The following is a 25192-nucleotide window of genomic DNA, read 5'->3' as shown; positions in this document are numbered from 1 at the left end:
AAGTGAATTATGAAGTACGCATTGAAAAGGCCCTGTCGGGCCTTTTTTAGTTCTCGCGGAATGCTTTTACCACGTCATTGGAGTGCTCGAGGAGTTTGCGCCCTGGGCGAGTTGCCTGGGTCAGAGCGATAAACACGATATCGATGACAAAGTCCTGTGCGGTGCGCGCGAGGATAGATGACAAGCGCACTGACTCTTCTTCAGCGACTGAGTATAAATTAACCGTCGCGCCGTCAGCTACAGGGCTTGAGCCAAATTTGGTTACTGCTATAACAGGGCATGCATTTTCATGTGCCTGGTGGGCTGCTTCCGCGACTTCACGGGTTTTTCCAGATTCACTAATCGCGATTACTAGGTCATCTTTACCCAGCGTTGATACATACGCGAGCTGCGCATGACCATCTGCCTCGGCAATGGCAGCAATGCCAAGCTTTTGCAGCTTATAGGCGAAATCCTTAGCAACGAGTGCTGAGCCGCCTAGTCCGCATATTGCTACACGTCGTGCATTTTTAAGTAAGGTAACCGCATGCTCAATGGCTGATGCCTCGTTAAGGTTTTTGGTTTCTGTTAGCACAGCCATTTTACTGGCAAGTAGCTTCTCAGCCATTTGTTCTAAACTATCTGTTAAGGTAATTTTTCCATGTAGCTTCGGTGCTGGTGACTCTGAGTTAAGCGCATCAATAACAGCAAGTTTGAAGGCAGGAAAGCCCTTGTAGCCAAGCTTTTGAGCAAATTTAACCACGCTGGACTGACTCACTCCAACAACCTTGGCCAGTTCAATAGAGGACAGATCACGAATAGCATTGGCCGAGTTGAGGGTAAAGTCAGCAAGCTTGGCTTCACTGCTTGAGAAAGATTGGCGTAGCGCTTTGATTTTGACAAATGTCGACATAGGAAGTTACTTAATTATTGTTAGATTTCTATCTTACACGCGTGGTGTTACCTTTTAACACCTGTGTAAACGGCGACGTAATAGCCTAAGTTTAACCTAATATTCCAAAATAAAGGAATAAAAAATTTCACATAAATCAAGGTAAAATACGATGTTTGGCACACTCAGATTGTGATGCAAAATTTTCAACTCGCTTTTTATTCCTAAATTTGCGGCGTAAACGCTTTTATTATGGAATATATATTCTTATTTGTTTGATTTTTTATAAATAAAATATTATTTTGGTGTGAGTGTATTAGGCATCTGTCTAGATCAAGTGCCATGTGACTTTGATTTCGCTTTTATCTTTATTACAGGTTGATATGCGTTTGATGTTCTTAAAACAAGCAAGGAAAGCGTCAATAATGATTGGCGTAGCTCTAATATTGGCGAGTTGTAGCACCAGTTACACCTTCAAAGAGTCTCAAAACTATTCTAAGCGCATCAAATTCTTAGTAATGCACTACACCGCAATTGACTATGAAAATTCGGAGCGGGTGCTGACGCAAAAAGGTGGCCTCAGCGCCCACTATCTTATTCCTGAAAGTGGCGACCCGAGTTACCGAAATGGTGAGTTAGAAGTGGTGCAGCTGGTGCGTGAGCAAGACCGAGCATGGCATGCAGGTGGCAGCTTTTGGCAGGGGCGTAGCGATTTGAATGACCATTCTATTGGTATTGAAGTGGTTAATGTTCCACAGTGCAGTGTCAGTACTTTAGGGCACCAAGGAGAGGAATTTGAAGGAGTACAGGCGGTGCAACCCCCCCAGCGTTTTTGTGTTTTTCCTGATTATGATCCTAGGCAAATTCAGCTACTGATTGATTTGAGTAAAGATATTCTCGCGCGCAATCCTGATATTGGTCCCACGCAAATCATTGGTCATTCTGATATTGCCCCTGGGCGAAAGAGCGACCCAGGGCCGCGATTCCCATGGTATCAACTGCATAAAGCCGGAATAGGCGCATGGTATGAGCAGCAGGATGTGGAATTTTACTGGCAGCACTTTAGCGTGGCGCCGCCAACGCTGGCTATTATGCAGCAAGCGCTTGCAGATTATGGTTATGGCATTGATGTAACCGCGGTGCATGATAAGCAAACGAGTGATGTTATTAGTGCTTTTCAGGCGCATTTTTTACCGTGGCAAGTGAACGCTCAAGCAGACGCAAAAACCGCATCCGTGCTCTTTGCATTGTTAAAAAAATACCACAGCGAATTGGCACATAAGCGCTTTGAGCAATATTTAGCCTTGCCCAAGGCTGCCCCTGAGCTGAAACCGCTGGGGCATGAGCAGGTGCATTTACAGTATCCCGACCCGAACCCTAGTACCCGCCTTGAAGTGAACTACAAAGCACCTTTTAAGGCCTATCGCGGGCGTGGTGAAATAATTATTGAGAATATTAACGCTCGCAGCGCCGAAATTGTTGTCAACGGGCAAACAATTAGTATTGCCAATCCGATGCAGGAAAATCACACCTATCGCTACTCACTCGCAAAGCGCACTCGTGATGGCATCAACACGATACACATCAAGTCAGTTATTCCTGAAGACGCGCAATTAAACGTGCGCATTCCTGCCCCCACGCTACAACAAACACACCGTGTTATTGACTTTTCCAAGGTGGATCAGTTGATAAGCGAAGAAATAGAGCAGGGCTTTCCTGGAGCAGCGCTCGCAGTCGTGCATAAGGGACAGTTAGTGAAACTAAGTGCGTATGGTCATGCGCGTTTGTATGATGACAACGGCGAGCGCCTATCTGTGGCGCAACCTATGACACCGCACACACTGTTTGATATTGCCTCTAATACTAAAATGTTTGCCACCAACTTAGCGCTGATGCACTTAGCATCACAGGGCATATTGGATGTGAATAAACCCGTTAGTCACTATATCCGCGAGTATCATGGTCAAGGTCGTGAGGTACGTTTAGTGAGTGACTTGCTAACACATACGGCGGGTTACCCCGCAGTGGTTGATTTTCACCGTGTGGATAATCATCTAGGCGAGCAGTTTTATTCACTTAACAGTGAGTGGACTAAGTACTTACTTACTCGCGGTGTCCCATTTGAAATGATGCGCGGCCAACGTCATCTATACAGTGACGTGGATTACATGCTGTTGGGTTTATTGGTTGAGCGTATTACAGGCATGCCGTTAGATGCGTATGTGGAAAGTCGAATTTATGCGCCATTAGATATCAATACAATGGTGTTTAATCCATTGCAAAAAGGCGTTGAGAAAACGCAGATCGCCGCAACAGAAATTCATGGTAATACTCGTGGTGGAAGAGAATACTTTGATGGTGTGCGCGAGTATGTGTTACAAGGTGAAGTGCATGATGAAAAAGCATTTTACTCAATGGCAGGCGTAGCAGGGCACGCAGGATTGTTTGCCGATGTATACAGCGTGGCAAAGCTTAGCCAGTTGTTGCTAAATCGGGGAATTTATGGTGAAGTGCAACTCATTACGCCGCGTGTGTTGGATCAATTTATTAAACCCGAAGCCACAGACGAAAGTTATGGTCTTGGTTGGCGCAGAGCGGGTAACGGCAGTCGGGCGTGGCATTTTGGTGCATACGCCAGCCCGCAAGCGTATGGCCATACAGGTTGGACTGGTACCGTCACGGTGATTGATCCACAATACGACCTTGCTATCGTGTTATTTACCAACGCGCGACACAGCGAAGTAACAGGTTCAGATGAGAATTATCGGTTTGCTGGTAAAGAGTTTGAAACCGGCAAATATGGCTCTGTCATTACCCGTATCTACGAGGCAATTTTGGCGCAGAGCTGACAATCAGTAAGAGCAAGCTAACACAGGATACCCCTGCCCGGGTATTCTCCCAAACGGCATCGAATGATGCCGTTTTTTTCTATCTAGATATCTTAACAATCAACTTCAATAGCTCATCATTTATCCAGCGCTATATTTGATAATAGATTTATGCCGATTGGCATCATACAGACAAATATATTCATACACACAGCGATCCGTTAGCAATATACAGTGTGTGAAAATTTATCGATGTATCTGAGTGTTAGAACACTATTGCGCATTAATCCCGCACTAGAGAGAGCCGTCTATGTTTGCGAAAAGCCCGGCTACTATAAACAACGCAGAGTGTGATGAGAGTAGTGTATAAAATTCAGAAAAAGAAAAGCGCCCCGAAGGGCGCTAGTGGGGGGTTAGAAATCGAAGCTGAATGATAGTTGCACACGACGAGAGTTGTAGTAACTACGTGGTTCACCGAATGTGCTGCTAACAAAGTATGGATTATTATTGTAGCCCGTTTGACGGTTAAACAGATTGAATAAGTCCGCACGGAACTTAACTACATAGTCTTCATACACGTTAAAGTCTTGGGTGTAGTTTAAATCTAACTGCCAATGGCTGGCGCTGCGACGACTGCCTGCAGGCTCCGCATAACGGCTTGTGTGACTTGAACTGCTACCGTATAGGTTGCCATCCCATTTTTCCCATGGACGACCAGACTGGAACACAAAGTAGGCACCAAGGTTTGCTTCCCATGAGGTGGTGTAATAACCATATACTTTGAGCTTGTGTGGCTTATCGCCCGAAAGTGTGCCGTAGCGATAATCCCACGGGTAACGGCCACGGCCATCGCCATACCATGATGAACCTACGAATGTATTAGCATCGTTGGTGGCAGTGGTGTTGTCTTGGTCGAAGTTACCGTAGTAGTGGCTCCATACATATGACGCATTTAAATAGGTGTTATCGCCCATGTACTCTGCTTCAATGCTGGCTTCCCAATATTTGGTCTCACCACCGTCCACTTCCGCTATAACGTAAGATGAACCACCAATTTCATTGCGAATATCAGCGAGGTTGTCAATGTATAAGCCTTTAGCTGCAATATCTGCAGGCACTCCTGACACAGTAAGGTCAGAGTAATTTGTTAGACGAGCCGTATTTGGCATGTCTTCCCAGAAGTGCATCCCTTTACGATGACGCACATGGCCGCGAACTACCAGATCTTCACCGATGTATTTAGTCGTACCCAACGTGTATTCATTGATGCGGCGAGGCTTCATACCATCTTGAAATTGTTTACCAGACGATGACGCGCGTGGATTTGCATAGATAACATCACCATTGGCATCGAATTCAACTTCGATAGTGCGACGGTTGTTTCTATCCCAAGAGGCAGCCCGCGCCAATGAGCTAGTTTCAGGGTTGTAAATGGCAAAGTTTGCGAAAATGTCATTCTCGCCTTCGTAATTCCACTTCACACCCAGGCGTGGTTGCAACATATCAGTCCAGTCGGTTTCATACATTTTGTATTTATTACCAGGGGCCAATTCAAAACCTGAAACTGTGCCTGATTTAGCTCGGAGACCCTGACCATAATAGGTATCTCGACTTACGAGTAGGCCGATGTTATAGGTCCAGTCGCCATGTTCAATGGTGTCGTTGATTTCAAAGTTGAGAGTCTTGGTCTCTGAGATGATGGCTGGCGCTAGTTCGCCGCTGCCAACTAAACTCATTTGTTGGGTTAGGGCGCGATAATAAACTGCTTCATCACTATTTGGGTCCTCTGATGTATCAAGGCCACCAACATATTGAATACTGCCCCATCCATTCGATAAACGAGTTAGAACCTCTTTACCTTCAGACCATTGTCCACCAAAGTGTAATGTATGATATGCATCGCCCCAACTGAACTCATGATCAAGCTCTACTTCAAAAGAGTCTCTGAAGAAATCTTGGTCATCATATTGCTGATACGCGCCAACACCACCGCCACCGACTTTGACGCCGTTCTCGGTGTAACCATAGCGGTCTATCAACATTGCTGCACCAGCATTGTAATCAACCAAGCTTGCATCTCTGAGCTCCGGTACTGCAAAGTAACCCATTTGCTCAAGATTATTGATATCCAAGCTGCTTGAAAGTGAAGGGGTGAAACCCAATTCAGTATCTGGTCGAGAGCTTGTTTTAAGATCGAAGTTGCTGTACTGGAATGACACTGTGGTGGTGGAGTTCACAATCCATGAACCATCAAGAACAAAAATATCTTGGTCTGTATCACTACCCACTGACACACTGTCTTTTTCGAATTCACCGATAGATGCTCCACGCTCGGTTCTATCAGAAATACGTTGTGACACGTTGAACAGAAGATCATCTGTTGGGGCCCATGTTAGCTTGCCAAAGAACTCATCACGAACGTTGCTATAGTCTTTCACTGGTTCATAAGCTGTTTCTTTGTTTGGCTTTTTTTCTTCTGGACGATAATAAGATGTGTAGAAGTACAGGGTATCTTCAATCAGAGGGCCACCTAGGTTGGCTGTGAGCCAGCTTTTTTCAGTTTCATAGCTTCCTTGGCCAACCGGTGAAGCAACTAAGCTCTTAGGTTGTACTTTATATTGAATGCCACCAGTGAACTCATCAGTACCAGACTTAGATACGGTATTAATGGCAAAGCCACCTGAGCGGTTAAAGTCAACGGCTTTTGCGCCACCACGGTCCATAGTGACGTATGCGATATCGTGTGTTGAAGGCTCTGAGGCAAGGTTACCAAACATAGGTAAAGATACGTTCACGCCATCAAAACCGTATGAGTTATCAACACCCGAGCCACCTGCTGATGGGCCTAACACCGAGTTTTGTGATAGTTCAACACCGGGAATAAGTTTTAATAGATCACGGTAGTCTTGACCAATAGGAAGGCTGTCGATTGACTCAGTGCCTAAAGAGTTGGTGAGCGATGAGTTACCTTGGCGGTACAAGCGGCTACCTGTTATTTCGATAATTTCAGTTTTATCACCCACCATGCTGAGTTCAACGTCAACCATGGAAGTTTGTTCTAGCAATACTTGAACCACCATGGTTTGGCTGGCACCTTCTTTGTTGGTGAAGGTCAGCTCATACGTGCCCGGCTTGAGTTGAGGTAAGTCATAACTACCGTCTGCACGTGTCACTGTGGTACGCGCTTTAGGCATGACGTTACTTTTCGCAGTAACGGTTACACCCGCCATAGATTGGTCGGTTTGTTGTGCGACCACCGTGCCCTTGATATTACCTGTTAGCGCAGCGAGCGCAGGCGCACTAACAAAAGCAGCAGCGATTAGTGTCGATGTAATGGCTGCTTTCGGAGAACGCAGTGCACTGTAGGTTGCCTGTGCAAGCGAACTTATATTGAAACCCTGATTGTTGTGTTTCATTGTATCCCCATCCTTATAATAAATTATTTATTGGTTGGACTATCACCCTGTATTTATCCTGCTTTACTGTTATCTACACTTCCACTGTTGTTTATCTATTAAACAAGTGTTAATGGCATTAATCAAGAATATTTATTTCATTTTATAGCCAAATTGCAAAATAAAATATATAACTTTAGGCGTATTAAGGCGACTCCATGGGAGATGGGGAGGTGAGGTGGTATGGGGTTATCTTTATGAAAAATATATAAAATAGGCCAAAAAATCTTGGCCTATAGGCTATAGCCAGCTTGGTATGGTATCCATCGCTAATAGTGCATCAAAATCAATGCGCTCACGAATAATACTGTATTCTTGGCCTTTGACGAGGACTTCGGGTGCGTTGAGGCGAGAGTTGTAGTGTGATGCCATAACAGCGCCATATGCCCCCGCGCCCATAATTGCGACTAAGTCACCTTCTTCACATTGACCTATTGCTCTGTTCTTGGCAAAGGTGTCGCCTGTTTCACACACTGGGCCGACAATGTCATAGGTCGCTTGCTCAGCTTTTTTGCTGACCGTAGCAATGTGATGATAGGCGTCATACATACTTGGGCGTACAAGGTCATTCATGGCAGCATCAAGAATTAAGAAAGTGCGTACTTGGCCCACTTTTACATACTCGACTTTGCTGACGAGCACCCCCGCGTTACCAACGAGTGAGCGCCCAGGTTCAATGATAATTTTGCATCCTAAATTGCCCAAGTGTTGTTTAGCGTGCTGCGCGTAAGTAATGATATCGGGCTCGTCAGAGTGTTCGCCGTAATTAATACCCAGACCCCCACCTATATCGATGACTTTGATGTGAATGCCCTGAGCGTTAAGTGTGTTTACCAGCTCAGCCACTTTCGCAAACGCAAGATCAAACGGTGCGAGGTCGATCAATTGTGAGCCAATGTGCACGTCTACGCCGGTGACTTCAATCCCTGGCAATGATGCCGCTTTTTGATACAAGGTTGGCGCCAAATCGATATTGATACCAAATTTGTTTTCGGCTTTCCCCGTGGTGATTTTGGCATGCGTTTTTGCCTCTACATCAGGGTTCACACGAATCGAAACGCGCGCAGTGGTGTTCATTTGAGACGCTATTTGGCTAATGCGCTCCAGTTCAGGCTCAGACTCCACATTGAACTGCAAGATGCCTTGCTCGAGCGCGTAGCGAATTTCTTGTTCGCTTTTACCCACCCCTGCGAACACGATTTTTTCAGCCTTGATGCCAGCAGCAAGAGCGCGGCGAATTTCACCTTCTGATACAGTATCTGCGCCTGCGCCCAATTGCGCCAATGTCGCTAAAATCGCCTGATTTGAGTTGGCTTTTACGGCATAACAAATTAAGCTATCCAACCCTGAAAATGCGTCACTGTAGCGTTTATAGTTAGTCGCTATAGCAGCACTAGAATAACAATAAAAAGGGGTGGGGACGTGCTGAGCAAGGTCGCTAATGGCAACGTCTTCAACGTGCATTTGTTGACCCACATAAGGGAAGTAGGGAAGTGGATGCATAATTAAAAAATTACATTAAATTGAAAATCAATTGAATAATCTATGCTCATTTGCAAGACTATTCAAGCTTAATAATAACAAGGATAACTCCATGTCATGGTATTCCATCTTGCCGCCACTGGTCGCAATTGCAATTGTCTTTTGGCGTAAAGAAGTGATTATGGCACTGCTTGCAGCAGTGGCTACATCTGAATTTTTACTGGCAATCAGTGGCGATGGCAATACATTATTTTTCACGTTCATTAATACCATTGAGCGAGTTGTTGATACTGCATCTTCACCGGGTAACAGTCGAGTCTTGTTATTCAGTGTGTTAATTGGTGCTTTACTTGCCTATATCCGCGAATCTGGTGGTGTTGCTGCTACTGTGAATATGCTCATAGGGAAAGGGGTTGCTAAATCAAAACGCCAAGTGGGCTTTTTGACTATGTTCTCTGGTATCGCCGTATTTATAGAATCAAACCTCAGTGTACTAACCGCAGGTATTCTCTCTCGCGGTTTATTCGACAAGTTCAAGATGAGCCGCGCGCGGTTGGCTTATATTATCGACAGTACCAGTGCACCTGTATGTATTCTAATTTTGCTCAATGGCTGGGGCGCGTACGTACTTGGCTTATTGGAAAATTACGAATTGCCTGACACCTCGGTCAATATTTTGTGGGGCAGTATCGGCTATAACTTCTATGCCATTATCACCTTGTTGATTGTGGCCTATACCATTGCTTTCGATAAAGTGCATGGGCCGATGAAAGTGGCAGAACAGCAACTGCAAAAGCTAGAAACCAAAGATGATGAGAAAGCAGATAAGGGCACAAAATCGCGCTTTATGCTTATTCCATTGCTGACACTGATCACCTCTATGGTTGGTTTTATGTTTTGGACAGGCAATGGCGATATCGCTGCGGGTAGTGGTTCTAAATCGGTGCTGTATGCGACTATGCTCTCGTGTGTGGTGGCATACATTTTACTGATTTCTAGCAAACTGTTTAGTCATCATCAGTTGGTTGATATGGGCTTTAAAGGCATGGGCGAACTGTTGCCACTGGTTGCCATCGTATTATTATCAATGACCCTAGGCGCGAGCTTAAAAGAGCTTGGCACAGGTGTGTTTGTTGCCTCATTAGTGGGTGATTACTTACCTCTGGTGCTGGTAGTGCCTATGTTGTTTTTGACCGGCGCGGTTATTTCATTTACCACAGGTACGTCATGGGGGACATTCGCTATTTTGATCCCCATCGGTGTGCCTCTGATTCAAGCGCTTGGTTTACCGCCATCATTGGTTATTGCTGCAATACTCGGTGGCGGTGTGTTTGGTGATCACTGCTCACCGATTTCAGATACCAGTGCTGTATCGGCTATTGCCTCTGGGTGTGACTTACTTACGCACGTTAAAACGCAAATGCCTTACGCATTATTTGGCGGCGCGCTGACCTTCTTGGCTTATTTTGTAGTGAGTTGGTTAGTAATTTAAATTAGCCGCAGGTTAAATTAGGTTCACAGAATTGACGGGGGTATAATGCCCCCGTTTTTTATTGCCTTTTACACACTCACTATGAAGTTAGAACAAATAGATAAAACGCGCTATCGCAAGCATTTGAATATTGTCATCATTACCTGTATTGCCGCCCTGGCGATTGGTAGTTTGGGCATTGCGCGAATTTTGATTATCGCTTGGCCAGATGAAAGTGGTTCACATTTTACCTGGAACCTAATTGGGGTGATTGCCTCAGCTGTGAGTATAGGCTGTGTGCTTAAGCGATACGAGCGCCACCCTTTTATGTATGAAGTAGTCTACGTGTGGCATTTAAAGCAGGCTCTTAATCATATCACTCGGAAAATGCGTAAAATTAAAGCCGCATCCCAGCAAGGTGATGTGCAGGCAATACATGCGCTGCAATTTTATTACAGCGGTTGCCGTCAGTTGTGGCAGCTTGATGATAACACCATTACGATGGATGAGTTGGCCGTTGAACAGGCTAAATTAGACGTGTTGGCAAATCAGTTTAATGTTGAAGCGGATGCGTCGCTCTACCAAAGCGAGTATGTAAAGACGCTTTAATGAGGAGCCAGTGCTGTGGCGTTTTTGTGCTCGCGCTTGACGCTATACATGGCTTTATCTGCGGCGCTGACTAAGTCTTTTATCTCAGTGCCGTGGGTTGGTGCAAGCGCCACACCAATACTTGCGCCTACCGATACGGTTTCACCATTTTCAAGCTGTGTGGGGGTGCTTACTGCATCACGCAGCTTCTCGGCGAGTCGCATCGCATCATCGACATCATCCGTTTCTACCACCACCACAAACTCGTCACCGCCCCAACGGCAGCAGATATCTTCCTTACGCAAGTTTTTGACCAGTTGGTTGGCAACATAGCAGAGGATCACATCTCCCGCCTCGTGCCCGAATACGTCGTTGATAGGTTTAAAGCCATCAAGATCGATGAGCATCAGAGCAAGGTTTTGGCCGGTCGATAAGCGCTTTGATAAACGTCTTTCTGCACCAACACGATTTAATAACCCTGTCAGTTGATCTGTATGAGCCTCGTAGCTTAGGTGCTCTAGCATGGTCTTGTGGCTGGTTATGTCATTAATGAATATTTGTAGATAGGCGACATTGTCTGAGCCATAACTGCGGGTGACCAGAATGTGCACCCAAACCGGATTACCTGCGCGGTCGTTTAAAAGTTGATACTCACCACGCGCGACATCGTTTTTGTCGAGGTTATCAGCAATGTGTTTTTTGACTTGTTTGGCATCCATAAACGCACGGTCAACTAAATCGAATAGGTTCTCGCTGATGGTCACGTTAATGCGATTGAGAATCTCACTGGTTGAGGCATTAAACAGCATGACCTTGCCGTCTCTATTTGCAAGGATCATCGCCGCCGCTGCATGCTCAAACAATAGCTGTAAACGGCTTCCAAGTTCTTGCACTTCACTACGCAATTCACGCTCTTGGCTAAAGTGGGCTTGTGCAGCCTCGAGCATCTTATTGATGCTATTGGTCATTTGTCCGATTTCACTTTCTTTTTGTGCATAGGGTGTATTGAGGCGATTAGAAGAGCCAGGGACTATTTTTTTAAGATCTTCAGTCAGAATCCCCATCGGTTTGGTGACAATAAAATAGGCCAAAATAATAAATATGACCAACACCACAAAGGTCTGCATAACAAGTAGTTGGGCGCTGGCTTGTGCTATTTTTTGTGCGCTTAACTCAATGTGCTGCTGGGCTGGGATCAGAGCAATGGAGCCCACGACTTCGTTGTCGAAAAAGGGGTTAAATAACTGATAAATAATTTGATTGGTGCCAGTGAGCACACCACCACTGGCTAGTTCAACTTCGTCGCTTTTGATTTTCACACCCAGAATGATGTCGTTTTTAAGTAAACCGGTAACGACTTCTAAAGCGAGATCTTTATCTTTGAGATACGCGGCGATGGACGCTGTATTTGATACCGTTTTGTGAAGTTGCTCAACAGCAAGTTGAGCCTTATCGACTTCTTGCCGATAGGTGCTTTCAAAATAATATTTAACGGCTATCACGCCTGCGATGAAAGAGGTTAAAACCAATACCAAAGCGAGACGTGATATGAGGCTATACTTATTGAGCAAGCGTGTATACCACCTTCACATCATCAGTAACATCATTGAGATTTACGTAGCCTATGGCATTGTCGATTTCTTTAACTCGTTCTAACACTTGTTCGCTCGTATCTACGCTAAGTGGCGACTGAGCGTGACCACTGAACTTAACGCGCGACCAATAGGCATTGATACTGCCAATGGGTTTATTGGTCAGCTGCTGGTAGAAATCGGTCCGTAATGTTGAATCTTGTGGTAAATCCAATGGCGCTGCACGGTCTCCATTAGGAAAAGCAATGAGTTTTCCCATGTATAAATCAATCAACTGCTTCGTTGAGAGTGTGTCTGTCGGGTTATTTATATTGACGATGACTGCTATCTTTTGTTCGGCAAACGCCGAAAAGCTAGAAATCATCATCAGTATTGCAATCATTGGCAGTATTTTCATATCAAAACACCCAATCCAAAGTTGCACTTATCACAACCAGTGATTCCTTCCCTGCGGTGCTTTGAGTTCGCAGCATGAACTGATTGTCCTCAAGCTCTAGGTCGACGAACTCCACTTGCAATTTTGCCGCCATATCAGCGCGAAAATCATAGCGACCGCTGATAGAAATGGTTGACTGATCATTGACGTAATAATTTAACGCTCTATCTAAACCTTGAAAGATCAAATCAGTAAACTGGGTTCTTACTCTTGGTTCTGGAGTTTCATAGGCTTTACCATCGGTAAAGGAATAACCTAATTGCAGGCTGTATGTATCCCAACGTTTACCTACGTGGGCATAACCATTGACTAAATCATTAAGAAGCGCCGAATTTGCGTCAATATATGCCAGCTCACTTTGGGCGTAGTACTGGCCATTGTCATATTTAAGACCCACATTCGCGTATTTTAATTTTGTGCCGATTGGATTGGTGTCCAATGCGACCTCCAAAACCTCCGGCCAAATTTGAGGAGGAACAAGCTGAGCACCTTGTAATAGAGGGTAGTAATCATCAACTGGCTGTCCGCCGATTTCAGCTTCTGTATAGTTAGTTCGTAATAACCAATTATTGAACTCATACGATAATGTGGCCCCTAACACATCTTTTAATTCTAGTTCCCATTCGTACTCAAAATTTGACAGATAGTTTTTCGTCTTGCCTGCATACAAGCGCGTTCGAAAGTTACCTTGCGCAAATCCATGAGAAGAAGATATTTCTATGCCATCAATATTTTGGTGAGGGATCAAACCGTAAAACTCAACGGGAGCATGAGTTTCTGTATAGGCATAACCTATATTACGGTACGGGCTCATCATGAATAGGTCAAATGCGGTACGTCCGGCTTTGACTGTCCAATTAGGAGTAGGGGAATAGCTAACAAACGCTAATTGTGTGAGTTGATCGAGACTGTAGTCTACATGCCTTTTGAGAACCCACTGTCCAGTGACTGACCAGTCTTCATTAAATCTTTTATCTACTTGAATACCAATGCGTGACAAAGAACCAAAGTCAATTTGTTTGGTTTCACCATCATCCACTGACACGTCACTGCGAAACGCGAGTTGATCTGAATCTGTGTAGGTTGCCCCAAAAGTAGCGAATCCGCTGAGTTCTATGGGGTCCGCATACGTCTTAGTGCAGGCCAGTGTAAAAATGGCGCATGCGCAAAGTGCTCTTTGTGAAAACATGTTACCCCTGCCCGAAAAAAAAGGAGCCTATGATTAAGTAGGCTCCTTGCTAACCAAAAAATAATTATAAAAAGGTACAAGTGAACAAGCAATAAAAATAGGTTAACAAAAGCGCTACTTGTAACATTGTAGTTTAATTGTCGTAACTATCCAGTTGAAAACAAAAGGTATCTAACTTACCCTCATTGGCAACATCAAGGATTACTAAGAGCAGTAAAAAAGTGCAGTATTCGCAGTATATTAAGGCGCTAGGGCCTGGAATACTTATGGCCACAGCAGCCATTGGTGGCTCACATTTGGTGGCTGCAACACAGGCTGGGGCGTTATACGGTTGGCAGTTGGCCTGGTTGGTTATTGCTGTCAATGTGTGTAAGTATCCATTTTTTAGATGCGGTGTTGAATACACACTGGCGACGGGAGAGTCGTTGGTTGCAGGCTATAAGCAGCAAGGCCCCGGGTATTTCTATAGTTTTGTGGTGTTGAGCTTGATTGCTGCGGTGGTGAATACCGCAGGAGTATTGTTGTTAAGCGCTGCACTGTTGCATTACATCATAGGAGGTAAGTTAGGGCTTACCGCGTTGTGTCTTATCATTCTTACAGCTTGTCTACTGTTACTGTTGCTCGGGCACTATCGTGCGTTAGATAGGGCGTCAAAGTGGATTATGGCCGTATTGGCCTTAAGTACGCTAAGCGCCTTTTTTATCGCAGTCTTACAGCACAATAGCGACCCCATCTTAGCGCTCAATAATCATGTCTCGCCTGATATTTTCACTTTGGCTGGCCTTAGCTTTGTTATCGTTATGATGGGCTGGATGCCAGCACCTATAGAGATTTCAGTGCTTAACTCTTTGTGGTTAAAGGCCAAACAAAAACAGATGCATATCAGTGCAAAGGCGGGTCTATTTGACTTTAATCTTGGGTATGTGATGACTGCGATATTGGCGCTGGTGTTTTTTGCGCTGGGGGTATTAATCCAGCATGGTCAAAGTGCCAATATTGAGCTTGCCGGTGTCGCTTTTGCCAAGCAACTCATTGATATGTATGCGCATACAATTGGTGAGTGGTCTCGCTGGCTCATCGCTCTTGTCGCTTTTTTGTGTATGTTAGGAACCACACTCACAGTGCTCGATGGCTACGCACGCTCGCTCACAGCCTCTGCCAAACTCATTAAATCTACTGTGCTCCCAGATAAACTAAGCACTTGGCTATTGATACAAGCATCCGTTGGTATGGCTGTGATACTGTTTTTTAAAAGCAATCTCAAAGACATGCTGACCTTTGCCATGACCTTAGCGTTTTTAACAACACCGGTATTTGCGTGGTTGAATATGCGTTTGGTGCGCCAAGCCCACATTGCACGGCCACTGTGGCTTAAAGTGCTTACATGGGTAGGATTGATATACCTGATTAGCTTTAGTGTGGCATTTGTCGTACTACAGCTTTGGTAAGGTTAGCTTAATGCTTTAATTGCACCGCTGATGCCCTCTAGTGTGAGGGGGAACATTCTTTTGTGTTCACCCTTGGCCATCAGTTGGTCAATCATCTCAATCGAGTGATAATAACGCCAATGCGATTTGGGCTGCGGATTAAGCCAAACGACCTTATCAAAATGATGGGTAATGCGTTGTAACCAGAGCGCCCCGGGTTCTTCATTCCAATGCTCAACGCTGCCACCGGGATAGGCTATTTCATATGGACCCATGGTGGCATCGCCGACGAAAATAATTTTATAGTCGCGACCAAACCGCTGCATGAGGCTGTGCGTATCGATCACTTTGTCATAACGGCGAGTGTTGTCTTGCCATAGGTGCTCGTAAACACAGTTGTGAAAATAATAAAATTCAAGGTGTTTGAACTCACCGTGGGCAGCGCTAAATAGCTGCTCACACAAGTGAATGTGATCATCCATCGAGCCGCCAATATCAAACAGCATGATGACATTAACGGCGTTGTGACGCTCAGGGGCCATTTTGACATCCAGCATACCGCCTAGCTTTGCGGTAGCGCGTATAGTCTCAGTAAGGTCAAGGGAGTCACTGGCGCCAGAGCGGGCGAATTTACGCAGTTTTTTCAGTGCGAGTTTCATGGTGCGAGAACTAATATCAGCATCGCTATCTAGGTTACGATATTGGCGTTTATCCCACACTTTTACCGCCTTACGCTGACCAGAGCTCGGCTGACCAATGCGCACACCCTCTGGATTGTAACCAAAAGCGCCAAAAGGCGAAGTGCCTCCTGTGCCAATCCACTTGCTGCCCCCTGCATGGCGTTTTTGTTGTTCTTCAAAGCGCTTGCGCAGCTCTTGCATTAACTTTTCGAGGCCGCCCATTGCTTCAAGTTGCGCTTTTTCCTGTGGACTGAGTTGTTTCTCAAACTCTTTTCTTAGCCAATCGGATGGCAATTCGTACTGGGCCTTTAACGCCTCGAGTAAGTCAATATCTTCAATGCCTTGGAAATAATCAGCAAATGCTTTGTCAAAACGATCAAAGTGAGTTTCATCTTTTACCATCACCGTTCGGGCAAGATGATAAAAAGCTTCGGTATCGCTAAATACCACACCGGCTTTGAGCGCACCTATTAAATCGAGCAGTTCGCGCAAAGAAACGGGTAGTCGGTATTTACGTAAAGTGAAGAAAAACTCAATGAGCATTATCGACGACTCATAAATGCCAGTTTTTCAATCAAAGAGACATCTTGCTCGTTCTTTAATAAAGCACCGAACAGCGGCATCAAGCCGCCTTTTTGAGCGCTATCATGAAGCACGTTAGGGTCGATATCGTCAGCCATCAATAATTTAAGCCAGTCGAGTAATTCACTGGTTGATGGTTTCTTTTTTAGCCCGTCAACTTGGCGTAGACCGAAGAATACATCCAGAGCTTGGCGCACTAATTCTTGTTTTACATCTGGGTAGTGCACATCAACAATTTTTTCCATTTCTTGCGCGCTTGGGAAGTCGATATAGTGGAAAAAGCAGCGTCTTAAAAATGCGTCGGGTAGTTCTTTTTCATTGTTTGAGGTGATGATCACAATTGGGCGTTGTGTTGCTTTAACATGCTCACCTGTTTCGTAAACGAAGAACTCCATTTTATCGAGTTCTAACAGTAAATCATTGGGAAACTCGATGTCGGCTTTGTCTATCTCGTCAATCAGTAATACCGGGCGTGGTTGGCTTTGGTCGCTAGTAAAGGCTTGCCATAGCTTACCTTTGACAATGTAATTACTGATGTCATGCACACGCTCATCACCGAGTTGTGAGTCGCGCAATCGTGATACCGCATCATATTCGTACAGCCCTTGTTGCGCCTTGGTTGTCGATTTGATGTGCCATTGAATTAATTCACTGCCAGTGCTTTTTGCAAGCTCTTCAGCGAGTAAGGTTTTACCGGTTCCCGGTTCACCCTTGATTAGCAATGGCTTTTGCAGTGCGATAGCGGCGTTTACAGCTTGTTTTAGGGCGCTACTGGCGATATAGCTGGCGGTTGAATCAAAGTGCACGACACGACTCCTAGTACTGGTCAGACAACAACTACGCCTAGTCTGCCATAATTGCCACAGTTGACCAAGTTTGGCTTGTGACAGTTGGGCTTCACACAGGTATACTATGCGCCATTATTTGCGGTGTAGCAGGCTTAGAGCACAAATGAATTACTTATCTTTGGATGAATACAGCAAAGCGTGGGTGTTTAGACATCAAGAACTTTGGATCCCCGCTGACAAGCTGGCATTAATAAAGCCAATGACACCGACTCGCTCAGCAGTCCTATGGACGACCTTCATTAGCCGCGACAAAGACCATCCGGATTTCTTCACTGACTCGGATTGGGTGAAACAGGCTGAGCATTTTGCCCATGATGATGTATTTTGGGAGCGTGCATTTGAAGATGAAGCATCTATCCCCCAAGAAATATTAGCCCATCTAGATTGGCACGATAACACCACGGTATATTTTTGCTTAAACCGTGACGAAGTCATCGAAACGCGTTTTGATATTTTCAAAGCTCATTGGCAGAACTTTATGTTTTTAGCTGATGGCAGTTTCTTGATTGGCAAAAAGCGCAAGCAGGTAGTGCAGTTTATGGAGTCAGGATTTGCGCGCTTAGGTGAACAACCGCAATAAATTCTCCTATTCGACATGCTTCTCAAAATTTGTGCAACTATGGTATAAACTTAAGCACGAACAGTGGGAGGCAATGTGCGGCAACAACCATCGCAGCAAGCGGATTTATTTGCACTTGATCAGCAACGTGTGCTGTATGCCGAGTTGTGTAATGCGTTCTATGCCCGCGAATTACATCGTTTAAGTCAGCAGTGTGCAAATCAACCGGATCCCAAACGAGTCTCAAGGCTGTTAGATAGCCTGCCGTATTATGTTGAGCGTGCTGCGTTTCATATTGTTCATGGTCATTGTCCATTAACGCTCGATGGTCAAAATGGCAGTTGGATTGCAAAGCAGGCCAGCAAACCACCAAGTTGCGACGTGCAGGCAAATCAAACCTTTTATAGCTCTTATGCGCAGGTGGGAATTTTAGTACCATTGGTTGTCAGTGCCGGGCATCTACAGTATGTGACCATAGATACGCTGGACCAAATCAGCAGTAATCGGGTGCATTGTAATCAAGCAGGTTGGTTTGATTTACAAGGGCAATACCAAGATACCCGACTCAGTGCATCACAGCAGGTCCAATTGCTGGTGCCAAATAAGAAGAATTTTACTCCCGCGTGCTGCGGGCATCGGTGGCAGCAGAATAAAGTCAGCTCTCCACGAACATTAAGTCTTAGAGAAATGTTGCTAACAACAAGAATAAATTGGAAAAACTTTAAAAAACCTATGTCGGTGAAGGAAAACTGATGCGCCTATTTCAACTCGCCTTAGTGGTTTTACTCGCGTACTTACAGTATTTACTTTGGTTTGGACACAATGGCATTGAAGATTACACCCGTTTAAGTAAAGCGGTGACTAACCACGAGAGTACCAATCAGCAACTAACAAAGCGCAACAAATTACTTGAAGCTGATATACAAGACCTCAAACTCGATTTGGAAGGGGTTGAAGAGCGGGCTAGGTTAGAGCTAGGTATGATAAAGCCTGATGAAGTTTTTTATCGCGTGTTGCCGAATAAGCAAAATGAATCGAATTAACCACATTAAAGAAGTGTTATGAATAACCAACATGGCCTTGTCGCCATTGTGCCAGCCGCAGGAGTCGGCTCTCGCATGCAGTCTCAATTACCAAAGCAGTATATTGAGTTACAAGGTAAGACGATTTTAGAGCACACTTTGGACAAGCTTTCCCGTGTCCAAGGTGTTGATAATATTCTTGTCGCAATTAGCGCCAAAGACGAATATTTCCAACAATTACCCATCGACAGACAAAAGGTGTCCACAGTGCTAGGTGGAAAAGAGCGCGCAGATTCTGTGTTAGCAGCGCTCGACGCCTTGGCCGATGCCCCTCCACAATGGGTGTTGGTGCATGACGCGGCTCGGCCTCTGGTAGACATCACCGACATCCACACCTTAATTGCACAGTGCACCGAGGAAGGATGCGGCGGCATTTTGGCCGCAAAAGTCAGAGATACGATAAAGCGTGGCGAGGATTTTGTTGAACAAACTGTGCCGCGAGACAACCTTTTCCAAGCACTGACACCGCAACTTTTTCCATACCAACAGTTGCGCTCGGCACTGAGTAATGCCCTTGCGCAAGGTGTTGCAATTACTGATGAAGCGTCGGCTATCGAATGGGCCGGTGGGCAAGTACGCCTGGTATGTGGGCGCACAGATAATTTCAAAATAACCACCCCAGAAGATTTGCAGTTGGCTAATTTCTTGTTAGCACAACAGGTTACGGAGTTTATATGATTCGCATTGGTCACGGGTTTGATGTGCACAAGTTTGGTGGTCAAGGGCCATTGACGATAGGCGGCGTAAAAATAGCGTATGAGCAGGGCTTTTTAGCGCACTCTGATGGCGACGTCGCTATTCATGCTTTATGTGATGCGTTGTTAGGTGCACTGGCACTAGGTGACATAGGTAAACACTTCCCCGATACCAGCGCCGAGTTCGCTGGCATAGATAGCCGCATTTTATTGCGCCGTGTGATGGATGAAGTCACAAAGTTAAACTACGCAGTGGGTAATGTTGACTTAACCATCGTCGCGCAAGCACCAAAAATGAGGCCTCACATCGATGCTATGCGTGCATGTCTAGCGCAAGACCTTAATGTCGATATTAGCCAAGTAAACGTCAAAGCAACGACAACCGAGGAGCTTGGTTACACAGGGCGTAAAGAAGGCATTGCCAGCCACGCTGTTGCGGTATTGGTAAAGCAAGCATGAATGAATTCGGTGATCCTTTAGCAAACTTGAACTACCTCTATGGGAAGCCAAGTGCAACAGCCGTATTTAAACAACAGCCAGAAGATTTCATCGTTGATGAAGAGCTGGGATTTGAGCTTGATGGCTCTGGTGAGCATGTGTGCCTGCATATCATCAAACGCGGCATCAACACGGTCGCATTGGCAAAACGTATCGCCAAATTAGCCAAAACGTCACCAAAGAACGTCAGTTTTGCTGGTCAAAAAGATCGCCAAGGTGTGTGTTCACAGTGGTTTAGCGTACCAGTCCCTGTCAAAACAAACATCGATTTTAGTGCATTGAACGACGAGCAAGTCTTTGTTGCAAAACAAGTGCGCCATGGGCGTAAACTGCGTACAGGTTGCCACCGAGGTAATCGTTTTACTATTACGTTACGTGATGTCAGCAACCCGCTGGATGTGCTCAGCCGTATTAATGCAGTGCGCCAAGGGGTCCCAAATTATTTTGGTGAGCAACGATTTGGTCATGGCGGCCACAACCTTACCATGGCGCAGCGTATGTTTGATGGCGAAGTGATCCGTGACCGTAAACTAAGGTCCATGGTGATTTCAGCCGCTCGCTCGTATATTTTTAATGCCATCGTTAGTTTACGCGTTGCTGAGCACGGGTTAGCAAAAACATTGCGTCACGAAGTGTTCATGCTCAGTGGTAGTAATGCGTTTTTCAACGACGCCATCACTGTTGAAAATATTCGCCGTCTTGTTGAGGGGGATATCGAACTCTCCGCTCCGTTGGCCGGTAAAGGAGATAAGGGCCTCGTAGATGAAGAAAAAAACTGGTTGAAACCTTATCAAAATTGGGTCGAGGGCTTGGCTGATATAGGCCTTAAAACTGAGCGACGTATGTTGCGTTTATACCCAGAAAACCTGACAGTGAAGATGCCAAACGAAACGACTATCGAGTTGGGTTTTTCGCTCAAAAAAGGGTGTTTTGCCACCGCTGTGTTACGCGAGCTGGTGGATTATCGACAAAATGAACGCGATTTAGCAAGGAGTGATGATGAAGATTCTGCTGAGTAATGATGATGGCGTCCATGCACGTGGTATTGCGGTGCTTTATGAAGCCCTAAGGGGTATCGCACAGGTTGATGTTGTTGCCCCAGATAGAAATTGCAGTGGTGCCAGTAATTCATTAACGCTCATTAACCCACTTCGCGCGCAAAAATTAGACAATGGATTTACGAGCATTAACGGCACGCCAACAGACTGCGTTCATGTGGCTATCAACGCCTTATTAACGCAGCAGCCAGATTTGGTCGTTGCTGGGATTAATCACGGCGCCAACTTAGGTGATGATACCTTATATTCAGGCACTGTAGCGGCAGCAACGGAAGGTCGACACATGGGCTTGCCAGCGATAGCTGTATCGCTAGTTGGTCCTGAGTGTAAGCATTTTGAAACCGCAGCTAAGGTCACGGTCGATATTATCAACAAATTGCAAAGCCACCCTTTGCCCAAAGATCAAATCATCAATATCAACGTACCAGATATCCCCTATTCAGACCTCAGAGGCATCAAAGTGACTCGCCTTGGGGCGCGGCACAAAGCCGAAACCATGACTACCCAACGCGACCCTTGGGGGCGTGAGGTGTATTGGTATGGCTCATTGGGCCCTGAGCTTGATGCTGGTGAAGGCACTGACTTTGCGGCTGTGCGTGATGGCTACGCGTCGGTGACACCGCTGAGCGTGGATATGACAGCAAAAGAGAGCATTGCGCCTCTTGAAAAATGGCTTGCGGAGTAGTTGGGAATGATCAGTAATTTTCAGCGCAGTGCAGGAACTCTAGCCCAACAACTTGCTAAAGAGGGGATTACCGATCAGCAGGTTTTAGAGGCAATCGCCAACACGCCTAGACACTTGTTTATTGATGATGTGCTCAAACACAAAGCGTATCAAAATACGGCCTTGCCGATTGGTCAGGGACAAACTATCTCCCAGCCATACATTGTTGCGCACATGACCGCCATACTTCGTGCCCATGGAGTACAAAAAAACGTGCTCGAAATTGGCACTGGCTCTGGATATCAAAGTGCAATATTGGCGCAGCTATTCGATAAGGTGTATTCAGTAGAGCGAATCAAGGCCTTGCAATGGCAGGCTAAGCGCCGATTACATCAGCTTGATTTATATAATGTAGCGATGAAGCACGGGGATGGCTGGCAAGGGTGGGCGTCACAAGCGCCATTTCAGGGTATTATCGTTACCGCGGCGGCGGCCTCAGTCCCTGAGCAGCTACTGCAGCAACTCGATGATGGGGGCGTCATGATTGTCCCTGTTGGAGATGTAGAACAAAAGCTGATGCTGTATACTCGCCACAAAAATGAGTTTAAACAACAAGTCATGGCCGACGTGCGGTTTGTGCCACTGGTGCCCGGCGACATAATCTAAGGAATTCTTTTGCGTTTATTTACCTCTTTGTACGACGCGTCATTGCGTTGGGCGAGACATCGTCATGCGCAGCGATATCTCGCTGGCATGAGCTTTGCCGAGTCTGTTATTTTCCCCGTACCACCCGATGTCATGCTTGCACCTATGTGTTTGGCAAATACCTCACGAGCATGGCACTTTGCTTTGTTGACCACCATCGCATCAGTGATAGGTGGCGTTTTAGGGTATGCATTGGGCTTTTGGTTATTTGAGCCTGTAGTAGAACCCTTGATTGCATCTATGGGTTGGCAAGACAAGTTTGATCATGCACTGCAATGGTTTAAACAGTATGGCGTTTGGGTGGTATTCCTAGCGGGATTCTCACCGATCCCTTATAAGGTGTTCACCATAGGTGCCGGCCTACTGCATATGGCATTTTTGCCATTTTTGCTTGCCTCTGCTGTAGGGCGAGGAGCGCGATTCTTTTTGGTTGCAGGTTTAATGAAATTTGGCGGTGCGAGAATGGAAGCAAAACTGCGTCAGTATGTAGAAGTGCTAGGATGGCTTGTGATTAGCCTAGCAATCGTTTTATATTTAGCCTATCGCTAGCGAATGGAAGGGCACTGCATGACGTTGAAAAACACCAGTATTATAGTACTGGTTTGCATTGCCATCAGTGCCTGCTCTTCGAGAAACGCCCCTGCTCCGGTATCAACTCTTGATACTGGTCAAACCAAAGTGTCACGAAAAATTAATATTAAAGGCGAGCATTATCGTGTGCAAAAGGGCGATACCTTGTACGCCATTGCGTTTAGTGCAAAAAAAGACGTACGTGAAATAGCCCAAATCAATGGCATTAAGCCACCTTATACCATCTATCCAAATCAACTGATTTACATCGAATCTCAGTGGCTTAAAAAGAAAAACCGTGAAAGATACACCAATTCGAGTAAAAATCCTACGAAAATAGAGCAAAAACCTTATAGAAATGTAAAGAAAGAAGTTGCTAAGCCGATACAACGGGAGTATGTTCAGAAACAAGCTAGTAAAAAAAATGTAAGCAAATTAGAAACAAATGCTAACAAACTAGCGTGGAAATGGCCTACCAAAGGAAAAATCACGCAACGTTTTTCCAACCGCGAGAATGGCTACAAAGGACTGCAAATAACAAACAAGCAAGGAACTGCTGTCATGGCTGCTGCGGATGGTGTGGTCGTCTACGCTGGGGATGCACTGCGAGGATACGGTAATTTAATCATAGTGAAACATAACGATGATTACCTAAGTGCATATGCGCACAACTCGCGATTACTAGTTAAAGAAAAACAGGATGTCAAAGCTGGGCAAAAAATAGCAGAAATGGGTAACACGGAGTCCTCTATTACTGCACTTCGATTCGAAATTCGGTACAGAGGGAAAGCGGTCAACCCAGCAAATTTTTTACCCTAAGCTAGACGGGCAAAGGTAGTAGCTTAGATATACGGACATGATCTAAGTTACATGGGAGGGTACTCTAATGGGTCAAACAGCAAAACTCGAAGTATCGCAAGGTAGTAACGACACAGACGTGATCGACGATCCTAAGGACGAACTTTTAGAACAGGTCGAAGACACTAGCGCAGACGATGAACTCTTCGCTAAAGACGACAACGTTAAAAATCTCGATGCAACACAACTTTATCTTGGTGAAATAGGTTTTTCACCACTACTTAGTGCTGAAGAAGAAGTGTACTTTGCGCGTAAAGCACTGCGCGGCTGTGAAGCATCACGCAAGCGTATGATTGAAAGTAACCTGAGGCTTGTTGTAAAAATAGCAAGGCGTTATAACAATCGTGGATTAGCGCTGTTGGATCTTATTGAAGAAGGTAACTTGGGCCTTATTCGCGCCGTAGAAAAATTTGACCCTGAACGAGGTTTTCGTTTCTCGACCTACGCTACATGGTGGATACGTCAAACAATAGAACGTGCGATCATGAATCAAACACGTACCATTCGCTTACCTATTCACGTAGTAAAAGAACTCAATGTATATTTGCGCACAGCGCGCGAATTAACCCAGCAATTAGACCATGAGCCTACCGCAGAAGAGATTGCCGAGCGTCTTGATAAGCCGGTGGAAGATGTATCTAAGATGCTACGCCTAAATGAAAAAATCTCGTCAGTTGATACACCAATCGGTGGCGACAATGACAAGGCATTACTGGATATTATCGCGGACGAAAAAGGCCGAGGTCCTGAGGGCGAAGTGCAGAACAATGACATCAACAGTCATATTGTGCACTGGCTTGATGAGCTTAACCCCAAGCAGCGCGAAGTGCTCGCTCGTCGGTTTGGCTTGTTAGGGTATGAACCATCAACGCTCGAAGATGTTGGCCGAGAAATTGGCCTAACTCGCGAACGTGTTAGACAAATTCAAGTAGAAGCGCTGCGCCGCCTAAAAGACATGCTTCAGCATGAAGGGTTGAGTACAGAAAGCTTGTTTGAACAGCTATAATTGTTTGATTCTAAACAAAAAGCCGCCATCAAGGCGGCTTTTTTTATT

23 protein-coding genes are annotated in these 25192 nt (G+C 45.5%); 15 read left to right on the top strand and 8 right to left on the bottom strand.

The annotated features are described in order from the left end of the window. Positions 1–46 precede the first annotated feature (46 nt). Positions 47–892: a MurR/RpiR family transcriptional regulator gene (locus tag AAEU32_RS02835; RefSeq protein WP_421969007.1), complete on the bottom strand. Its 846-nt coding sequence runs from the start codon at positions 890–892 to the stop codon at positions 47–49. A 404-nt stretch (positions 893–1296) separates the two neighbouring features. On the opposite strand from AAEU32_RS02835, the gene pbp4b reads away from it, so the two are divergent. Continuing rightward, entirely contained in the window at positions 1297–3720 is a 2424-nt protein-coding gene (pbp4b, locus tag AAEU32_RS02830) for a penicillin binding protein PBP4B (protein WP_421969006.1), read from the top strand. Positions 3721–4112: 392 nt separating this feature from the next. Here pbp4b and AAEU32_RS02825 read toward each other — a convergent pair whose 3' ends face one another. Both AAEU32_RS02825 and lysA read right to left on the bottom strand, forming a co-directional pair. Further along, positions 4113–7115 (bottom strand): carboxypeptidase regulatory-like domain-containing protein, encoded by a 3003-nt coding sequence (locus AAEU32_RS02825; RefSeq protein WP_421969005.1) that lies wholly within the window; start codon positions 7113–7115, stop codon positions 4113–4115. Positions 7116–7394: 279 nt separating this feature from the next. Then, positions 7395–8657 carry a diaminopimelate decarboxylase gene (gene lysA, locus AAEU32_RS02820; RefSeq protein ID WP_421969004.1) on the bottom strand — a complete coding sequence of 421 codons (1263 nt, stop codon included), beginning with the start codon at positions 8655–8657 and terminating at the stop codon, positions 7395–7397. A 91-nt stretch (positions 8658–8748) separates the two neighbouring features. Between lysA and AAEU32_RS02815 the strand changes: the two genes are divergently transcribed. After that, positions 8749–10128: a Na+/H+ antiporter NhaC family protein gene (locus AAEU32_RS02815; protein ID WP_421969003.1), complete on the top strand. Its 1380-nt coding sequence runs from the start codon at positions 8749–8751 to the stop codon at positions 10126–10128. An 81-nt stretch (positions 10129–10209) separates the two neighbouring features. Further along, positions 10210–10716 carry a DUF3087 domain-containing protein gene (locus tag AAEU32_RS02810; protein ID WP_421969051.1) on the top strand — a complete coding sequence of 169 codons (507 nt, stop codon included), beginning with the start codon at positions 10210–10212 and terminating at the stop codon, positions 10714–10716. Here AAEU32_RS02810 and AAEU32_RS02805 read toward each other — a convergent pair. From AAEU32_RS02805 to AAEU32_RS02795, 3 genes are read right to left on the bottom strand one after another with little or no spacing between them, the layout of a single operon-like run. Beyond that, entirely contained in the window at positions 10713–12266 is a 1554-nt protein-coding gene (locus AAEU32_RS02805) for a sensor domain-containing diguanylate cyclase (protein WP_421969002.1), read from the bottom strand. The genes AAEU32_RS02810 and AAEU32_RS02805 overlap by 4 nt on opposite strands. Next, the gene (locus tag AAEU32_RS02800; RefSeq protein ID WP_421969001.1) at positions 12256–12684 is read right to left on the bottom strand and encodes a type 2 periplasmic-binding domain-containing protein; all 429 of its coding nucleotides are present in this window, start codon (positions 12682–12684) and stop codon (positions 12256–12258) included. The genes AAEU32_RS02805 and AAEU32_RS02800 overlap by 11 nt, the downstream gene beginning before the upstream one ends. A 1-nt stretch (position 12685) precedes the next feature. Then, positions 12686–13912: a hypothetical protein gene (locus AAEU32_RS02795; protein ID WP_421969000.1), complete on the bottom strand. Its 1227-nt coding sequence runs from the start codon at positions 13910–13912 to the stop codon at positions 12686–12688. 266 nt (positions 13913–14178) lie between these two features. Here AAEU32_RS02795 and AAEU32_RS02790 point away from each other — a divergent pair, with 266 nt between their 5' ends. After that, positions 14179–15360 carry an NRAMP family divalent metal transporter gene (locus AAEU32_RS02790; protein WP_421968999.1) on the top strand — a complete coding sequence of 394 codons (1182 nt, stop codon included), beginning with the start codon at positions 14179–14181 and terminating at the stop codon, positions 15358–15360. 2 nt (positions 15361–15362) lie between these two features. Here the strand turns inward: AAEU32_RS02790 and AAEU32_RS02785 are convergent, their stop codons facing one another. Together AAEU32_RS02785 and AAEU32_RS02780 are read right to left on the bottom strand one after the other, a co-directional pair. Continuing rightward, positions 15363–16562 (bottom strand): vWA domain-containing protein, encoded by a 1200-nt coding sequence (locus tag AAEU32_RS02785; RefSeq protein WP_421968998.1) that lies wholly within the window; start codon positions 16560–16562, stop codon positions 15363–15365. Further along, positions 16562–17407, bottom strand: a complete 846-nt coding sequence (locus AAEU32_RS02780) for an AAA family ATPase (protein WP_421968997.1) — start codon at positions 17405–17407, stop codon at positions 16562–16564. Before AAEU32_RS02780 ends, AAEU32_RS02785 begins: the two co-directional genes overlap by 1 nt. Before the next feature lie 145 nt (positions 17408–17552). Here AAEU32_RS02780 and AAEU32_RS02775 point away from each other — a divergent pair, with 145 nt between their 5' ends. The 11 genes from AAEU32_RS02775 to rpoS all read left to right on the top strand — a co-directional run bounded on the left by AAEU32_RS02775 (position 17553) and on the right by rpoS (position 25144). Next, entirely contained in the window at positions 17553–18029 is a 477-nt protein-coding gene (locus AAEU32_RS02775) for a DUF2947 family protein (protein WP_421968996.1), read from the top strand. Between the two features lie 75 nt (positions 18030–18104). Continuing rightward, positions 18105–18761 (top strand): hypothetical protein, encoded by a 657-nt coding sequence (locus tag AAEU32_RS02770; protein ID WP_421968995.1) that lies wholly within the window; start codon positions 18105–18107, stop codon positions 18759–18761. Next, positions 18761–19051 carry a cell division protein FtsB gene (gene ftsB / locus AAEU32_RS02765; protein ID WP_421968994.1) on the top strand — a complete coding sequence of 97 codons (291 nt, stop codon included), beginning with the start codon at positions 18761–18763 and terminating at the stop codon, positions 19049–19051. Before AAEU32_RS02770 ends, ftsB begins: the two co-directional genes overlap by 1 nt. A gap of 18 nt (positions 19052–19069) precedes the next feature. Beyond that, positions 19070–19768, top strand: coding sequence for a 2-C-methyl-D-erythritol 4-phosphate cytidylyltransferase (gene ispD / locus AAEU32_RS02760; RefSeq protein WP_421968993.1), 699 nt, complete (start codon positions 19070–19072; stop codon positions 19766–19768). Continuing rightward, positions 19765–20244 carry a 2-C-methyl-D-erythritol 2,4-cyclodiphosphate synthase gene (gene ispF, locus AAEU32_RS02755; RefSeq protein WP_421968992.1) on the top strand — a complete coding sequence of 160 codons (480 nt, stop codon included), beginning with the start codon at positions 19765–19767 and terminating at the stop codon, positions 20242–20244. Before ispD ends, ispF begins: the two co-directional genes overlap by 4 nt. Beyond that, positions 20241–21302 carry a tRNA pseudouridine(13) synthase TruD gene (gene truD, locus AAEU32_RS02750; RefSeq protein WP_421968991.1) on the top strand — a complete coding sequence of 354 codons (1062 nt, stop codon included), beginning with the start codon at positions 20241–20243 and terminating at the stop codon, positions 21300–21302. The genes ispF and truD overlap by 4 nt, the downstream gene beginning before the upstream one ends. After that, a complete protein-coding gene (gene surE / locus AAEU32_RS02745; protein ID WP_421968990.1) occupies positions 21283–22026 on the top strand; it encodes a 5'/3'-nucleotidase SurE in 744 nt (247 codons plus the stop codon). The genes truD and surE overlap by 20 nt, the downstream gene beginning before the upstream one ends. A 6-nt stretch (positions 22027–22032) precedes the next feature. Next, positions 22033–22671, top strand: coding sequence for a protein-L-isoaspartate(D-aspartate) O-methyltransferase (locus tag AAEU32_RS02740; protein WP_421968989.1), 639 nt, complete (start codon positions 22033–22035; stop codon positions 22669–22671). A gap of 9 nt (positions 22672–22680) precedes the next feature. Then, positions 22681–23259: a YqaA family protein gene (locus AAEU32_RS02735; RefSeq protein ID WP_421968988.1), complete on the top strand. Its 579-nt coding sequence runs from the start codon at positions 22681–22683 to the stop codon at positions 23257–23259. A gap of 18 nt (positions 23260–23277) precedes the next feature. Beyond that, positions 23278–24099 (top strand): peptidoglycan DD-metalloendopeptidase family protein, encoded by an 822-nt coding sequence (locus AAEU32_RS02730; RefSeq protein ID WP_421968987.1) that lies wholly within the window; start codon positions 23278–23280, stop codon positions 24097–24099. A 67-nt stretch (positions 24100–24166) separates the two neighbouring features. Next, complete coding sequence (gene rpoS / locus AAEU32_RS02725; RefSeq protein ID WP_421968986.1) at positions 24167–25144, top strand: RNA polymerase sigma factor RpoS; 978 nt, start codon at positions 24167–24169, stop codon at positions 25142–25144. The last annotated feature ends 48 nt before the right edge of the window (positions 25145–25192 follow it).

The sequence above is a fragment of the Pseudoalteromonas maris genome, assembly GCF_049257235.1.
In the GTDB taxonomy this organism is placed as follows: domain Bacteria; phylum Pseudomonadota; class Gammaproteobacteria; order Enterobacterales; family Alteromonadaceae; genus Pseudoalteromonas.
Note: the sequence above shows the minus strand (reverse complement) of the source record. Positions and strands in the feature narration are given on the sequence as shown.

What these genes read in the sequence shown, in the direction of transcription:
- ispD (WP_421968993.1), top strand. Translation starts at nt 19,070, where the DNA reads ATGAATAACCAACATGGCCTTGTCGCCATTGTGCCAGCCGCAGGAGTC.
- AAEU32_RS02795 (WP_421969000.1), bottom strand. Translation starts at nt 13,912, where the DNA reads ATGTTTTCACAAAGAGCACTTTGCGCATGCGCCATTTTTACACTGGCC.
- AAEU32_RS02740 (WP_421968989.1), top strand. Translation starts at nt 22,033, where the DNA reads ATGATCAGTAATTTTCAGCGCAGTGCAGGAACTCTAGCCCAACAACTT.
- AAEU32_RS02800 (WP_421969001.1), bottom strand. Translation starts at nt 12,684, where the DNA reads ATGAAAATACTGCCAATGATTGCAATACTGATGATGATTTCTAGCTTT.
- pbp4b (WP_421969006.1), top strand. Translation starts at nt 1,297, where the DNA reads ATGATTGGCGTAGCTCTAATATTGGCGAGTTGTAGCACCAGTTACACC.
- surE (WP_421968990.1), top strand. Translation starts at nt 21,283, where the DNA reads ATGAAGATTCTGCTGAGTAATGATGATGGCGTCCATGCACGTGGTATT.
- ftsB (WP_421968994.1), top strand. Translation starts at nt 18,761, where the DNA reads ATGCGCCTATTTCAACTCGCCTTAGTGGTTTTACTCGCGTACTTACAG.
- AAEU32_RS02730 (WP_421968987.1), top strand. Translation starts at nt 23,278, where the DNA reads ATGACGTTGAAAAACACCAGTATTATAGTACTGGTTTGCATTGCCATC.
- AAEU32_RS02815 (WP_421969003.1), top strand. Translation starts at nt 8,749, where the DNA reads ATGTCATGGTATTCCATCTTGCCGCCACTGGTCGCAATTGCAATTGTC.
- truD (WP_421968991.1), top strand. Translation starts at nt 20,241, where the DNA reads ATGAATGAATTCGGTGATCCTTTAGCAAACTTGAACTACCTCTATGGG.
- AAEU32_RS02785 (WP_421968998.1), bottom strand. Translation starts at nt 16,562, where the DNA reads ATGCTCATTGAGTTTTTCTTCACTTTACGTAAATACCGACTACCCGTT.
- ispF (WP_421968992.1), top strand. Translation starts at nt 19,765, where the DNA reads ATGATTCGCATTGGTCACGGGTTTGATGTGCACAAGTTTGGTGGTCAA.
- AAEU32_RS02790 (WP_421968999.1), top strand. Translation starts at nt 14,179, where the DNA reads ATGGCCACAGCAGCCATTGGTGGCTCACATTTGGTGGCTGCAACACAG.
- rpoS (WP_421968986.1), top strand. Translation starts at nt 24,167, where the DNA reads ATGGGTCAAACAGCAAAACTCGAAGTATCGCAAGGTAGTAACGACACA.
- AAEU32_RS02825 (WP_421969005.1), bottom strand. Translation starts at nt 7,115, where the DNA reads ATGAAACACAACAATCAGGGTTTCAATATAAGTTCGCTTGCACAGGCA.
- AAEU32_RS02775 (WP_421968996.1), top strand. Translation starts at nt 17,553, where the DNA reads ATGAATTACTTATCTTTGGATGAATACAGCAAAGCGTGGGTGTTTAGA.
- AAEU32_RS02835 (WP_421969007.1), bottom strand. Translation starts at nt 892, where the DNA reads ATGTCGACATTTGTCAAAATCAAAGCGCTACGCCAATCTTTCTCAAGC.
- lysA (WP_421969004.1), bottom strand. Translation starts at nt 8,657, where the DNA reads ATGCATCCACTTCCCTACTTCCCTTATGTGGGTCAACAAATGCACGTT.
- AAEU32_RS02810 (WP_421969051.1), top strand. Translation starts at nt 10,210, where the DNA reads ATGAAGTTAGAACAAATAGATAAAACGCGCTATCGCAAGCATTTGAAT.